17 protein-coding genes are annotated in these 13,437 nt (G+C 64.2%); 9 read left to right on the forward strand and 8 right to left on the reverse strand.

Annotated elements, in window-relative coordinates:
• Positions 1 to 82 precede the first annotated feature (82 nt).
• Both hslO and AC1DPF_RS02275 read left to right on the forward strand, forming a co-directional pair.
• Positions 83 to 1,003: an Hsp33 family molecular chaperone HslO gene (gene hslO, locus AC1DPF_RS02270; RefSeq protein WP_477959529.1), complete on the forward strand. Its 921-nt coding sequence runs from the start codon at positions 83 to 85 to the stop codon at positions 1,001 to 1,003.
• A 127-nt stretch (positions 1,004 to 1,130) separates the two neighbouring features.
• Positions 1,131 to 1,577, forward strand: a complete 447-nt coding sequence (locus AC1DPF_RS02275) for a hypothetical protein (protein WP_477869869.1) — start codon at positions 1,131 to 1,133, stop codon at positions 1,575 to 1,577.
• A gap of 155 nt (positions 1,578 to 1,732) precedes the next feature.
• Here the strand turns inward: AC1DPF_RS02275 and AC1DPF_RS02280 are convergent, their stop codons facing one another.
• Positions 1,733 to 2,485 (reverse strand): proteasome-type protease, encoded by a 753-nt coding sequence (locus AC1DPF_RS02280; RefSeq protein ID WP_477959532.1) that lies wholly within the window; start codon positions 2,483 to 2,485, stop codon positions 1,733 to 1,735.
• A 227-nt stretch (positions 2,486 to 2,712) separates the two neighbouring features.
• Here AC1DPF_RS02280 and queC point away from each other — a divergent pair, with 227 nt between their 5' ends.
• Positions 2,713 to 3,405, forward strand: coding sequence for a 7-cyano-7-deazaguanine synthase QueC (gene queC, locus AC1DPF_RS02285; RefSeq protein ID WP_477959533.1), 693 nt, complete (start codon positions 2,713 to 2,715; stop codon positions 3,403 to 3,405).
• On the forward strand, positions 3,405 to 4,037 hold the full coding sequence (queE, locus tag AC1DPF_RS02290; RefSeq protein WP_477869875.1) for a 7-carboxy-7-deazaguanine synthase: 633 nt from the start codon (positions 3,405 to 3,407) through the stop codon (positions 4,035 to 4,037). Before queC ends, queE begins: the two co-directional genes overlap by 1 nt.
• Before the next feature lie 57 nt (positions 4,038 to 4,094).
• On the opposite strand, the gene AC1DPF_RS02295 is transcribed toward queE, so the two are convergent.
• From AC1DPF_RS02295 to lipB, 3 genes are all read right to left on the reverse strand, one after another.
• Positions 4,095 to 4,748 carry a hypothetical protein gene (locus AC1DPF_RS02295; protein WP_477869877.1) on the reverse strand — a complete coding sequence of 218 codons (654 nt, stop codon included), beginning with the start codon at positions 4,746 to 4,748 and terminating at the stop codon, positions 4,095 to 4,097.
• Positions 4,749 to 4,835: 87 nt separating this feature from the next.
• Entirely contained in the window at positions 4,836 to 5,090 is a 255-nt protein-coding gene (locus tag AC1DPF_RS02300; RefSeq protein WP_477869879.1) for a hypothetical protein, read from the reverse strand.
• A 57-nt stretch (positions 5,091 to 5,147) separates the two neighbouring features.
• The gene (gene lipB / locus AC1DPF_RS02305; protein ID WP_477869880.1) at positions 5,148 to 5,813 is read right to left on the reverse strand and encodes a lipoyl(octanoyl) transferase LipB; all 666 of its coding nucleotides are present in this window, start codon (positions 5,811 to 5,813) and stop codon (positions 5,148 to 5,150) included.
• Between the two features lie 108 nt (positions 5,814 to 5,921).
• On the opposite strand from lipB, the gene AC1DPF_RS02310 reads away from it, so the two are divergent.
• Positions 5,922 to 6,719 (forward strand): hypothetical protein, encoded by a 798-nt coding sequence (locus tag AC1DPF_RS02310; protein ID WP_477869882.1) that lies wholly within the window; start codon positions 5,922 to 5,924, stop codon positions 6,717 to 6,719.
• A gap of 87 nt (positions 6,720 to 6,806) precedes the next feature.
• Here the strand turns inward: AC1DPF_RS02310 and AC1DPF_RS02315 are convergent, their stop codons facing one another.
• The 3 genes from AC1DPF_RS02315 to AC1DPF_RS02325 are packed head-to-tail and all read right to left on the reverse strand — an operon-like array spanning position 6,807 to position 8,741.
• A complete protein-coding gene (locus AC1DPF_RS02315) occupies positions 6,807 to 7,391 on the reverse strand; it encodes a GNAT family N-acetyltransferase (RefSeq protein WP_477872130.1) in 585 nt (194 codons plus the stop codon).
• A 43-nt stretch (positions 7,392 to 7,434) separates the two neighbouring features.
• Positions 7,435 to 8,295 carry an oxygen-dependent coproporphyrinogen oxidase gene (gene hemF / locus AC1DPF_RS02320; protein WP_477872128.1) on the reverse strand — a complete coding sequence of 287 codons (861 nt, stop codon included), beginning with the start codon at positions 8,293 to 8,295 and terminating at the stop codon, positions 7,435 to 7,437.
• Complete coding sequence (locus AC1DPF_RS02325; protein ID WP_477959535.1) at positions 8,292 to 8,741, reverse strand: tRNA (cytidine(34)-2'-O)-methyltransferase; 450 nt, start codon at positions 8,739 to 8,741, stop codon at positions 8,292 to 8,294. Before AC1DPF_RS02325 ends, hemF begins: the two co-directional genes overlap by 4 nt.
• Positions 8,742 to 8,935: 194 nt before the next feature.
• On the opposite strand from AC1DPF_RS02325, the gene petA reads away from it, so the two are divergent.
• The 4 genes from petA (at position 8,936) to AC1DPF_RS02345 (ending at position 12,611) form a co-directional block, all read left to right on the forward strand.
• The gene (petA, locus tag AC1DPF_RS02330; protein ID WP_477872124.1) at positions 8,936 to 9,502 is read left to right on the forward strand and encodes a ubiquinol-cytochrome c reductase iron-sulfur subunit; all 567 of its coding nucleotides are present in this window, start codon (positions 8,936 to 8,938) and stop codon (positions 9,500 to 9,502) included.
• 11 nt (positions 9,503 to 9,513) lie between these two features.
• Complete coding sequence (locus AC1DPF_RS02335; RefSeq protein ID WP_477959537.1) at positions 9,514 to 10,800, forward strand: cytochrome b; 1,287 nt, start codon at positions 9,514 to 9,516, stop codon at positions 10,798 to 10,800.
• Between the two features lie 16 nt (positions 10,801 to 10,816).
• Positions 10,817 to 11,659, forward strand: coding sequence for a cytochrome c1 (locus AC1DPF_RS02340; protein WP_477872119.1), 843 nt, complete (start codon positions 10,817 to 10,819; stop codon positions 11,657 to 11,659).
• Between the two features lie 88 nt (positions 11,660 to 11,747).
• Positions 11,748 to 12,611: a phosphorylase family protein gene (locus AC1DPF_RS02345; RefSeq protein ID WP_477872117.1), complete on the forward strand. Its 864-nt coding sequence runs from the start codon at positions 11,748 to 11,750 to the stop codon at positions 12,609 to 12,611.
• Here AC1DPF_RS02345 and AC1DPF_RS02350 read toward each other — a convergent pair.
• Positions 12,604 to 13,389 carry an SDR family NAD(P)-dependent oxidoreductase gene (locus tag AC1DPF_RS02350; protein WP_477872115.1) on the reverse strand — a complete coding sequence of 262 codons (786 nt, stop codon included), beginning with the start codon at positions 13,387 to 13,389 and terminating at the stop codon, positions 12,604 to 12,606. The genes AC1DPF_RS02345 and AC1DPF_RS02350 overlap by 8 nt on opposite strands.
• Between the last annotated feature and the right edge of the window lie 48 nt (positions 13,390 to 13,437).

The raw sequence follows: 13,437 nt of genomic DNA on the forward strand, positions 1-13,437 counted from the left end.
CATCCACCCATCCTCCTCCCGGGTGGGGCTTGTGGGGGAGTGGGCCCTGAAACAGGTTCAGGGTGACGATGGGGACTGTTCTTTGGCTTCCGAACCTAATGATCCCGGCCGTAACGATCTCGACATCGCCTTGGGCTTCACGATTCCCGAGCGGCATGCCCGCGGGCGGCTCGCGCGGCTTGGGCCGATGCTGGACGTGATCCTCGGCGCGCACGGCTATCCTCCGGTCATCGAAAGGCTGCTTGGCGAAGCGCTGATGCTGGCTGCACTGCTGGGCTCGACACTGAAGCATGACGAGGGCCAGCTGACGCTGCAGGCGCAGGCCGAGGCCGGCGCGGTCCAGCTGATGGTCGCTGACTACAAGGGCGGCGAGATGCGCGGCTATATTCGCCACGATCCCGAGCGGCTGGCCGAAATCCCTGCCGATCCGTCGCTGTTCGCGCTGTTCGGCAAGGGCTATCTCGCCATCACCTTCGACCAGGCGATCACCGGCGAACGCTATCAGGGAATCGTGCCGCTCGAGGGCGGATCGCTCGCCGAAGCCGCCGAACGCTATTTCAGCCAGTCCGAGCAACTGCCGAGCCTGGTCCGGCTCGCGAGCCGACGGATGCCCGATGGCCGCCATGTCGCCGGCGGCATCCTGATCCAGCACCTGCCCGAAGGCGAAGAGGGCCGGGATAGAATCCACACCCGACTCGACCATCCCGAATGGGACCATGTCCGTGCCCTGGGCCAGACGCTTACTCTCGACGAACTGACCGACGCCGATCTCCGGCTGGAGACCGTGCTGTGGCGCCTGTTCAACGAGGAGGACGAGGTCCGCACCATGGCTGCGGTATCGCTGGCCCGCGGCTGCCGCTGCGATCCGGAGCATATCCGTGGCGTGATCACCCGTTTTCCCGTCGAAGATCGCGCCGAGATGGCCGATGCCGAGGGCGATATCCACGTCGATTGCGAGTTCTGCGCAAGACGCTTCTCGCTGGCGCTGAGCTCGATCGCCTGAGTGGCGCACATCACAGCCATCTTCGGCCGTTCATATATCGATCGTATGATAACGACCGTTGGTCGAACTTGGCTATCCTGCGTGACGCGATAAGCGAATCGAGTGCTCTATTGTGTACGAGAGGGCGATGATGGGTTTCGCATTCAGGGCGGCGACGGTTGGTCTGCTATTGGCGGCGTCGCAGACGATGGCCGCGCCGGCCGCCATCGCCCCGCCGGTGGCGGCCTCGCCGGAGCTGTCGCTCGCGGCGCTGAAGCAGCTTGAAAGCGGGTTGTGGCAGCTCGATGTCAAGGGCAGTTCGCCGAAGCTGATGTGCGTAACCGACCAGATCCGGCTGGTGCAGATCGAGCATGACCAGCCGGGCTGCTCGCGCTTCGTGATCGCAAATGAACCCAAGAGTTCCACGGTTCACTACAGCTGCCAGCGCGCCGGCTGGGGCCGCACGACCGTGCGGGTGCAATCACCTACCCTGGCGACGATCCAGACGCAGGGAATCGCTCATAACGAACCGTTCGACTATTCGGCGCAGGCGCATCGGGTGGGCGTTTGCACTGCCCAGACTGCCGCGAAATAGGTCCCGGGTTTCCGGCCCCACCAGCCGGTTAACGCTTTGTTTATCCCCATCGGGTTAGAAGCAAATCGTGCCTTCCCCTTTAGGTACATTTTCCTCCCTTAGCAGGCTTCACAGCCTCACTGGGCCGCTCCAGGGCGGCCCATTTTTTTGCCTGCTCAGCTGACCGACTTCAGCTCCACGACATCGCCATCGTGCGTGCCTTCCTCGTCGGCGAGGAAAGGAGGATCGGGGATCGCGGCGCGGCCTTCGTTCAGGACGACCGACCAGCGCGCCGACAAAGTGCGCATGTAGGGATCGTCGATCTCGATCCGTCGCGTGATCACCGGCAGGTTCGGATCGGCGCGGATCACCATCACATCGAACGGAAGGCCGACCGACTTGTCCGACCGGATCGTCGAATCGAACGACAGCAGGCCGACCTTCACCGCTTCATCGATGGAACTCTCGAAGTTCATCGCGCGATCGAGGATGGGCTTGCCATATTGGGTGGCGCCGATCTGATAGAAGGGGCTGTCGCGCTGGCACTCGATGAAGTTTCCGGCGTCGTAGATCAGGAACAGCTGGGGCGGCCCGTCACCGATCCGGCCGCCGAGCAGCAACGAGATCCCGGATGACACGCCAGCGGCGTGCAAGGCGGGCTTGAGCTGGCGGCCGGCGGCCATCACCGCCTCGCCGACAAGCTGGGCGACGCGGAACATCGTCGGCATATGCTCGACCTTGCGCGGAGCGTCTTCCGGACCGAGCGGCGGCAGGCCTTCGGCCAGCATGCCCAGGACAAGCTGGGTGACCGACAGATTGCCGGCGCTCGCGACGACGCAGAGCCGCTGATCATTGTCGGCAAGCACATGAAGTTTGCGATAGGTCGAGATGTTGTCGATCCCGGCATTGGTGCGGGTGTCGGCAATCATGATCAGCCCCTGACGGAGCATTATGCCGATGCAATAAGTCATAGCATCCCCCCTCGTCCGCCGGCTTCCCCAGCCGACTTGCGCTATGCATATACGAACGCGGGAAATTGTAAGAGCTTCTTTTTGTCGAGCCTGCCGTTCGCGGGCTGGAACGCTCGGCGGCGCGGGCGGATGGCGGGCCGCGTCGGCCGGTAGACCGACGCGCCAAAATCGCCTAAGCGCGCGCCATGTCTGACGATGTGAACACCGCGGGCCGCCGGGCAATCGTGCTGCTGTCGGGCGGACTGGATTCGATGGTCTCCGGAGCTTTGGCGTTGGAGCGCGGCTTCGAGCTTGCGGCGTTGACGATCGACTATAACCAGCGCCACCGTGTCGAACTCGAAGCGGCGAAGCGCATCGCGGCGGCGCTCCGCGTCGTCCGGCACGTCACCCTCCCGCTGAACCTGCGGGCCTTCGGCGGATCGGCGCTGACCGACGATATCGCGGTACCGAAGGACGGCGTCGAGCCCGGCATCCCGGTGACCTATGTGCCCGCCCGCAACACGATCTTCCTGTCGCTGGCGCTCGGTTTCGCGGAGGCGACCGGCGCGCGCGACATCTTCCTCGGCGTGAATGCGCTCGATTATTCGGGTTACCCCGATTGCCGACCCGAGTTCATCGCTACCTTCCAGCAGCTCGCCGACCTGGCGACGCGGATGGGAGTGGAAGGGCAGGGCTTTACCATCCACGCGCCGCTCCAGCACATGACCAAGGCCGACATCGCCCGCGAGGCCAATCGGCTGGGGCTGGACGCCGGCATGAGCTGGTCCTGCTACGATCCGACGCCGGACGGGCGTCATTGCGGCCTGTGCGACAGCTGCCGGTTGCGCGCCAAGGGCTTTGCCGAGGCAGGGCTGGCCGATCCCGCGGTGTACGCCTGATGGGAAGCTATGCGGTCAAGGAGATGTTCCTGACGCTGCAGGGCGAAGGCATGCAGGTGGGGCGGCGTGCCGTGTTCCTGCGCTTCGCCGGCTGCAATCTGTGGAGCGGGCGCGAGGAAGATCGCGCCGGCGCGCAGTGCACATTCTGCGACACCGACTTCGTGGGCATCGATGGCGACAATGGTGGCCGCTATCCGAATGCCGATGCGCTGGCGGATCGCGCCGCCGAGCTATGGGGGGAGTTCGACGCGCCCTTTCTCGTGATGACCGGCGGCGAGCCACTGCTGCAGGTCGACATCGCGCTGATCGCGGCATTGAAGGCGCGCGGATTCGAGACGGCGGTGGAAACCAACGGCACGCAGCCGCCTCCGCCGGGCATCGACTGGATCTGCGTCAGCCCCAAGTCCGGTACCGACGTGGTGCTGCGCAAAGGCAATGAACTCAAGCTGGTCTGGCCCCAGGCCGGTCTCGATCCGCAGGAATTCGAGACCTGGGATTTCGAGCATCTGCTGATCCAGCCGATGGATGGTCCGGATCTCGCCTATGCGCGCGAAGCCGCCATCGCGTTCATCCTTCGGCATCCGAAATGGCGGCTGTCGACCCAGACCCACAAGGTGGTGGGCATTCGCTGAGGGCGTCGTCCATCGCCTCGCGCCTGGCTCGACCAGCTCACGAGGCGGCTGGAGATATTATCCGGCAGCCTGCGGATTGGTGCTGGCCTGCTGATAGCCGGCCGGCACGCACGCCGCCTTCAGCAGATCCTTGCGGGTCCAGCATTCCTTGACCATCGATGGCGGCTGGACCGACACCGAGATCCATCGYTGCGCGCGAATCATGTCGCCGACCGGAATCAGGCTGTTGCGAAACTCCCGCATCCGATCGACCGCGAGCTGGGTGAGATTGCCGCGGCCGAGCTTGCGGGCATCGCGGCCGATTGCGCTCGCGGTCTCGCAGAAGCCGAGCTGGGCGTGCATCGTCGAAAAGCCGTTATAGGTCTTGGTGGTATATTGATCGAAGGCCTTCTGCCACGTCTTGCCGCCGGTGCGCCTGAAGTAGGCGTTCAGCGTCTTGTAGGCCGTGTTGAGCTCGACGGCGTTCTTCGACAGGAGATCGTTATAGTTGGGCACCGTCAGCAGCATTGGTGAAAACTGGCACTGCAGCGCCGCGACGTTGAGCCCGGCGCGCATATTCCACAACATATGCGCCCGGAGTTCCGCGGGAGTCGCCTTCGGCATTTCCATGCCCAAGCCCGGCTCGTCGCCATTTACGGGACCACCCTTGAAGGTGGGCTGGACCCAGAACAAATAGGCGGATGCCGGACCGGCCTGGCCGATCGCCATCATGCCAGCCGCCGCCAAAACCAGCCATCGGAACGCCATTCTTACCTCTCCCGGACAAATCGAAGCGCCCCCGCCTGATAGTCCCCCGTCTTAGTTCGCGTTGCTCGCATTGCCGGCTTCGGCGCCGTTATCGACGGCTACCGCATTGTCGGCAGATACTGCGCCGCCCGCCTGGTCGAGCGTTGCGCTCTCGACGACCGTCATGTCGTTCATCGATCCATCGCTGGCATTCATCTCTACGACATTGGTGTCGCTGTCTCCTGCTTTCTTGCCGCAGCCCGAAAGGCCGACAGCGGCCGTCACGATGAGGCTACCGGTGAGGAGGATGCTGATCGGACGATTCATGAGGAACTCCCTGATTTTGTTGAGTTGCGCTCAAGATACAGGGAACGACTCGGCCACTCAAGCGACGGATGCGTTGCCGCACAGTCCTGCGAGCATGTCCGGAAAATGGCGACGCAACGCCGCGTCGACCGCGTCGATGCCCGGCGAAACACCGAGCTGGGCCATGCTGGTCACTGCGAAATCGCCCAAGCCACAGGGAATGATGCCCAGAAAATGTGAAAGGTCGGGATCCACGTTGAGAGAGAAGCCATGGAAGCTGACCCAGCGCCGGATCCGAACGCCGATCGCGCCGATCTTGGCCTCGTCGGCACCCTGGCCGGTCCAGATACCGACCCGCCCCGGCTCGCTGCGCGCCACAATCCCGAAGTCCGCCAGAGCGGCGATCAGCCACGCCTCCATCCCCGACACGAAGCGGCGCACGTCGCGGCCCCTTTTCTCGAGGTCCAGCAGCACATAGCCGACCCGCTGCCCAGGGCCGTGATAGGTATAGCGCCCGCCACGTCCTGCCTTGAACACCGGAAACCGGTCCGGCGCGAGCAGTTCGTCGATCGCAGCGCTGGTGCCGGCCGTGTAGAGCGGCGGGTGCTCGAGCAGCCAGATCAACTCTCGCGCTTCGCCGGCCCGGATGGCTGCGGCGCGCTCCTCCATCTCTGCGAGCGTGTCGGCATAAGGGGAGAGGCCGGGGGATACCCGCCACTCGATCGCGTCGTGATCGATCGTCATGCTGACCGCATAATGCCTATTTTCTTGCGCGATCAAGAGCGAGGCGATTGCACAGCAAGGGCCCGGCAGGATAGGCGAGAGATGTTCTGTCTGGGGATATGCAATCGAATGACCGCTTTCTCGCTCGGGACTGTCTGGGAAGAGACGATAGCTTTCATGCGCCGGGAGAGCGGGCTGCTGATCCCGGTGGGCCTGGCGATCTTCGGGCCGATGCAGGTTCTGCTGGGCATTGCCATCGCCAGCGCGCCCGCGATGCGCAGCGCCGCCGGCACCGGGACCGCAAGCCCCCAGATGCTGCTCGTCCTGCCGGCGCTGATCCTGGCGATCTATGGGTATCTGGCGGTGTCGCTGATCGTTCTGGTGCCACGCATCAGCGTCGGAGAGGCGCTGCTCGGGGCGTTGAAGCGGGCGCCGGCGGCGCTGCTGGCGGGCCTCGTCGTCATGTCGATCTGGATCGTCATAGCGATCGGGGTCGTCACCATGGGCACGCTGGCTGCGATCGCGTTCGGTGCGAGCCCCGCCTCTCCGGCGGTGTCCACGCTGTTTTCCTTGCTCATCATCATTCCCATGCTGGTGATCATGGTGCGGATGCTGGTCGCAGCGCCGGTGCTGGCGCTGGAGCAGCTTGGCACGGCGCAGGTGCTCCGCCGGATCTGGGCGCTCGGCCGCGACAACGTGTTGCGCTTTGCGGGTTTCTGGGTGCTGTTCATCTTCCTGCAGATCATCGTCGCGCTGGTCGACCAGCTGGTGATCGGCTCGCTTGTCCAACTGCTCAAGCTGGCGGTCAGCGACGGAGAATTGCTGGTGGTCGCCCAGGCGCTGATCAGTGCGGGGCTGCAGGCGATGCTGTCGCTGGTGATGGCGGTGTATATCGCGTTGATCTATCGCAGGATCGCGATGTCCTAGACCTTGATCACCGGGCTAGCCGCTCCACGCTGTTGTTCTACCGTGGTTTCCGAGTCGTCAGCTGATTCCAGCTGACTGGAAATCGCGTTACCCAAGCACCGGGATGTGCGGGCAAGCCTCGCGCGGCAATATACCTGCCAGTCGCGGATCCGCGAAGGTCTCGACGGCGCGCTCGAACGCGACGAAGCCGTGCCGCCGGTAGAAGCCGAGCGCGCCGGGGTGATCGAGCGTGCAGGTATGGACCCACATCCGCCTGGTGTCCTGACGCCAGCCCAGCGCCAGCGCCTGCGCCATCAGCCAGTTGCCATGACCCTTGCCGGTCAGTTCGGTGACGAACCCGAAAAAGCCGATTTCCACCTCGCCCTGCTGCCTGCGATCGAGCTCCAGCAGCCCGATTTCGATCCCCCGCCGATCCTCCACCGCATAAATCTCGACCGCAGGATGATGGATGGTCGCGAGCAACTCGTCCTCGGCCATCACCAGCCTTGAAAACCACATCCAGGGTTCGCCGATGCGGCGGAACAGCGCCTGATATTTCGCAGCGCCGGGCTGTTTCCAGCGCGTCAGCCGGAACGGTGCCGCCGGCAGCATCCGTGCCTTTGGCCGTTCGCGCATCTCCAGAGATGTGACGATGGTGGCTATCATGTGCGAAGGGACCGACGTCAGCGGCATCGCGTTTGTTTCAGCCTCCCTGCCAGGTCGTGGATGCTGTCCGCTACTCCCATGTCGCCACCGGCGGCAGGCTCATCAGGATCGCGTCGATGTTGCCCCCGGTCTTCAGGCCGAACGATGTTCCCCGGTCATAGACGAGATTGAACTCGGCATAGCGGCCGCGGAAGGCGAGCATGCGGCGTCGGTCGTCCTCGGTCGCCGTAGCGGCCATGCGGGCGCGCACGATCTTCGGGAAGATGTCGAGAAAGGCATCGCCGACATCACGCGTGAAGGCAAAATGGGCGTCGAAGTCGGCTGGTCCGTCGCAGTCGAGATGGTCGTAGAAGATGCCCCCCACGCCGCGATGGACCTGGCGGTGCGGAATCCAGAAATAGTCGTCGGCCCACTTGCTGAAGCGTTCATAATAGTCGGGCGCATGTGTATCGCAGGCGAGCTTCAGGCGCGCGTGGAAGGCTTCGGTGTCCGCGGCATAGGGGAGCGGGGGGTTGAGGTCCGCACCGCCGCCGAACCAGCGCTTCGTGGTGTTGAGGAAGCGGGTATTCATGTGGACCGCTGGAACGTGCGGATTGGCCATGTGCGCGACGAGGCTGATGCCGGTCGCGAAGAACGCCGGATTGTCGGCGCCTGCGCCATGGATGGTGCTGGCGAATTCGGGTGCGAAGGCGCCGCCGACGGTCGAGACGTTGACCCCGACCTTCTCGAACACCCGGCCCTTCATCAGTCCCTGGACGCCGCCTCCGCCCTTGGCTTCTGGATCGCCATCGCGATTCCAGGGCGAGTAAGTGAAGCGCGCGTCGCTGCCGGCCTCGGCCTCGATCGCCTCGAACGTGGCGCAGATACGGTCGCGCAGGGACTCGAACCAGGCCCGTGCCGCCGCCTGATCAGCATCGAGTTGCAATGTCATTCGGGCCATCCTTTGGTTTGTCGCAGCGCTTCGGCGAGCGCGATGCCAGCCGAGACCGCGACATTCAAGGACCGGAAACCCGGCCGCATCGGAATGCGGACGCGCAGATCCGCCTGATCGTGGACGCTGGGTGGTACACCTGCGCCCTCCGACCCGAGCAGCAATATGTCATCGGCCGCGAAGCAGGCATCGACGAGCGTCAGCTCGCTGCGGGTCGATAGAAGCACGATGCGGCCGCGCCTGCCGCTGTTGAACGCTTCCCAGTCGGCATGGCGGACAATGTCCGCGTCCGCAGCGTAATCCATGCCGGATCTCTTCAGGCCCCGATCCGAAAAGGCGAATCCGCAAGGTTCGATGATGTCGATGGCGACGCCGAGACACGCGGCGAGTCGGAGAATTGTGCCGACGTTTCCGGCGATATCCGGCTGGTATAGGGCGATCCGCATGTTCCTGCTGATATCGGAATGTGTCGCGATGCGGCAATAATCGTGAAATGGGATTGGCAAAGCCGACGAACCGGCGCTATCAGCGCGCAGCCGCCGGGGATTTTGCGGGCGGTCGCGCATGCGCAGGGGGCAATGGCAGTTCGCTCTTACCCTCGTCGCACGCGCCAGCATCGTGGCAGCGCAAGGGTTCCGGAATGGCGACGCTCGAACATATAGATACGCCCGGTGAAGACGCCGGAAACGGCGTCCGTCGCCGTGATTTCATTAACATAGCGGCAGTGAGTTTCGCAGGCGTCGGCGCCGCGACGGTCTTGCTTCCCCTGATCAATCAGATGAATCCTTCGGCCGACGTGCTCGCTCTGGCGTCGATCGAGGTCGATCTCTCGGCGATCAAGGAAGGCCAGGCGATCAAAACGATCTTCCGCAAGCAGCCGCTGTTCGTCCGCCACCTGACTGCGGCCGAAATCGCCGCTGCCGACAAGGTGGACCCGGCGTCGCTGCGCGATCCGCAGACGCTCGAGCAGCGTACCGTCGGCGGCAAGAAGCAGTGGCTGATCACGATGGGTGTCTGCACCCATCTCGGCTGCGTTCCGCTGGGGGCCGGCGAAGGCGAGATCAAGGGCGAGTTTGGCGGTTATTTCTGCCCTTGCCACGGCTCGTCCTACGACACCGCCGCGCGCATCCGCAAAGGCCCGGCGCCGAAGAATCTCGAAGTGCCGAAATATGCCTTCAAATCCGACACCGTCGTGGCAGTGGGCTGAGGTAGAACGACATGAGCTTCCCCTGGGCAAATCATTACGCGCCTAAGCATCCGATGATGCAGTGGCTCGACGAGCGGCTTCCGCTGCCGCGCCTCGTCTACAATGCGATCGGTGCGGGCTATCCGGTGCCGCGCAACCTGAACTATTTCTGGAACTTCGGCGTGCTTTCGGGCGCGGCGCTGGGCATCCAGATCATCACCGGCATCATCCTGGCGATGCATTATGCCGCCAATGGCGCGGTGGCGTTCGACTCGGTCGAGCACATCATGCGCGATGTGAACTCGGGCTGGATGCTGCGCTACGCGCACGCCACCGGCGCGAGCTTCTTCTTCATCGTGGTCTATCTCCACATCTTCCGCGGCCTTTATTACGGATCGTACAAGGCGCCGCGCGAGATGGTGTGGCTGCTCGGCCTCGTCATCTATCTGCTGATGATGGCCACCGGTTTCATGGGCTATGTGCTTCCCTGGGGGCAGATGAGCTTCTGGGGCGCCAAGGTGATCACCGGCCTGTTCGGCGCCATCCCGGTCGTCGGCACGCCGATCCAGACCTGGCTGCTCGGCGGCTTCGCGCCGGATAACGCCGCGCTTAACCGCTTCTTCTCGCTGCATTATCTGCTGCCGTTCGTGATTGCGGGTGTCATCATCCTGCACATCTGGGCGCTGCATATCCCCGGTTCGAGCAATCCGACCGGCATCGAGGTGAAGGGGCCGCAGGACACGGTTCCATTCCACCCCTATTACACCGCCAAGGATGGTTTCGGACTGGGCGTGTTCCTGATCCTCTACTGCCTGGTGCTGTTCTACGCGCCGAACGCGCTCGGCCACCCGGATAATTACATCCCGGCCAACCCGCTCTCGACGCCGGCGCACATCGTGCCCGAATGGTATTACTGGCCCTTCTACGCGATCCTGCGCGCCTTCACCTTCAACATCTTCGGCATCCCGGCCAAGCTGCTGGGCGTGGTGGCGATGTTCTCGGCGATCCTGCTGCTGTTCTTCCTGCCGTGGCTCGACAAGTCACCGGTGCGCTCGGGCAATTATCGCCCGGCGTTCAAGAAGTTCTTCTGGCTGCTGTGCGCCGACGTGATCGTGCTGGGCTATTGCGGCGGATCGCCGGCGGAAGAGCCTTATGTGATGATCTCGCAGCTCGCCGCAGCTTATTATTTCGCGCACTTCCTGATCATCCTGCCGATCGTGTCGCGGATGGAGCGTCCGTTGCCGTTGCCCAACTCGATCACCGAGGCGGTGCTGGAAGGAAAGAGCGGCGCAACGCTCTCGACGAGCACGCAGGCCTAAAGGGGATATAGAGACCATGGTTCGTCCCGTCGCATTCTTGGTAGGCCTCGGCTTTGCCGGGATCCTGCTCTACTCGCTGATCATGGGCGCGGCCGCCTATATCAGCGAGCCGCCGCAGCCCACCGCCGAGCACGAGTTCCACCTTCACCCGAAGGAAGTCTCGTTCGCGTCGGACGGGCCGTTCGGCAAGTTCGACCGCCAGCAGCTGCAGCGCGGCTTCCAGGTTTACAAGGAAGTCTGCTCGGCCTGCCATTCGCTTCATCAGGTCGCGTTCCGCGACTTTGCGGATCTCGGGTTCACCGATCCCGAGGTCAAGGCGATTGCCAAGGGCTGGTCGACCGAGGTTCCCTCGATCAACCCCGAGACCGGCGAGCCGGCGACCCGCAAGGGCACGCCTGCGGACAAGATCCCGTCGCCCTATCCGAACGAGGTCGCGGCGCGGGCTGGCAACAACAACGCGTTGCCGCCGGATCTATCGCTGATGACCAAGGCGCGTCATGACGGGCCGGCCTATGTCTATTCGCTGCTGACCGGCTATCAGGCGCAGCCCGCGGAACTGCTCAAGAAGTTCCCGGATTCGAAGACGCCGCCGTCGCTGCATTACAACCCCTATTTCGCGAACCTCAACATCGCGATGCCGCCGCCGCTGGTGGCGGATGGGCAGGTGACTTACGCCGACGGCACCAAGGCGACCGTCGACCAGATGGCGAAGGACGTCGCGGCGTTCCTCACCTGGACGGCCGAGCCCAAACTCGAGGCGCGGCATCGGGCCGGGCTCGCAGTGATCATCTTCCTGTTGATCGCGACCACGCTGGCCTATCTGTCCTACCGGAACATCTGGGCGGGCATTAAGCACTGAGCCTATGCGGCTCGATGAGAAAAGGGGCCGTCCGGCGAAGCCGGGCGGCCTTTTTCGTTTCTCATATTCTGGCAGGAGATAGCCGGCAATGACCACCAACCGGCTCGGCCTCATCGGCGGCAGCGGGCTCTATCGGATGCCGGCGCTCGCCGATGGCGAGTGGATCGATGTCGATACCGCGTGGGGAAAGCCATCGGACGCGCTGCTCATCGGCACGATCGGCGAGCGCGAGATCGCCTTCCTGCCGCGCCATGGACGAGGCCATAGGATGGCGCCTGGCGAGGTGAACTATCGCGCGAACATCGCGGCGCTCAAGGCGGCGGGCTGCACAGAGATCCTGGCGGTGTCGGCGGTCGGCGGGTTCAGGGAAGATGTTCCGCCGGGCACCTTCGTGATGGTGGATCAATATGTCGATCGCACCGTGCGCGGCGGGCGCAGCTTCTTCGGAGACGGCATCGTCGGGCATGTGGGGTTCGGCTGCCCGACCTGCGCCAGGCTGGGCGATGCCGTCGCAGCGGCGCTGCTTTCCGACGGTGGCGCGCATCGGATCGGGGGCACGATGCTCGTGATCGAAGGCCCGCAATTCTCCACGCGCGCCGAATCACTGCTCCACAAAAGCTGGGGCTGTGACGTGGTTGGCATGACCGGACTGCCGGAAGCCCGGCTCGCCCGCGAGGCTGAGCTTTGCTATGCGAGCGTGGCGATGGTGACCGATCATGACGCCTGGTCCGACGATCATGTCGACGTATCTACGGTGATCGCGATCATGAACGCCAATGTCACGCGTGCCCAGGCGTTGGTTGCCGCGGTGGCGGGCCGCACCGATGGCGGCACAGCCTGCCGGGAAGGCTGCGACCATGCGCTTGACGGCGCCATTATAACGGCGCGCGAAGCCTGGCCGGTAGCGACGCGTCGGCGTCTGGCGACGCTGACGCCGAGGCTGTTCAGCTGATCAGGAAGCCGCCATCCACGGCCAGCGCCTGCCCGGTGATATAAGAAGAGGCCGGGGCGGCGAAGAACAGGCAGGCATTGGCGATCTCGAGCGGCTCGGCCATTCGACCGAGCGGGAGACGCCCGGGGATCGTCATCGGTCCGCCAATCTGCAGCCCCTGTTGCTTCATCAGGTCGGTGGCCTCCTTCGCCCCTTCCGTCGCGACGCCGCCGGGCAGCACCGCGTTTACGCGGATCCCGTCGCTGGCGACCTCGAGCGCGACCGACCGTGTGAGGTTGGTCACCGCCGCCTTGGAGGCGCCATAGGAGCTGTTATGCGTGACCGCAGCCCGTTCGCCGCTGACGGAGGAGACGTTGACGATCGCGCCTCCGCGCCCGCCCTGCTTCATCGCCTTAATCGCCTCCCGCATGACGAGAAACGTACCACGCGTATTCACCGCCTGAAGCTGGTCCCATTGTGCAGCGGTCATCTCCAGGAATGGGCGCTTTGGGAAGATCGCCGCCACATGGACGAGGATATCGAGCCGGCCGAAGTCAGACACTGCCTGCGCAAAAAGCTGTTCGACGGCCTGCTCGTCGGAGATATCCGCCTGATATGCCCGTGCGCCCGGCAAGGGGCTTGCCACGTCAGCCGCGGTGTCCGGGTCGATGTCGCAGACGGCGACCCCGGCGCCTGCGCGGGTGAACAACGTGCTGGCGGCGGCGCCGATGCCCCGGCCCCCACCGGTCACCAGTGCTACCTTGCCGTCCAGCCGGAGCAATTGTTCGATCTCGTCCAAGACCCATCCTCACATCATCGGCAGGTACGCCGCCTGCCTGGCTACGCT

The sequence above is a fragment of the Rhizorhabdus sp. P4_G6 genome (genome assembly GCF_056401045.1).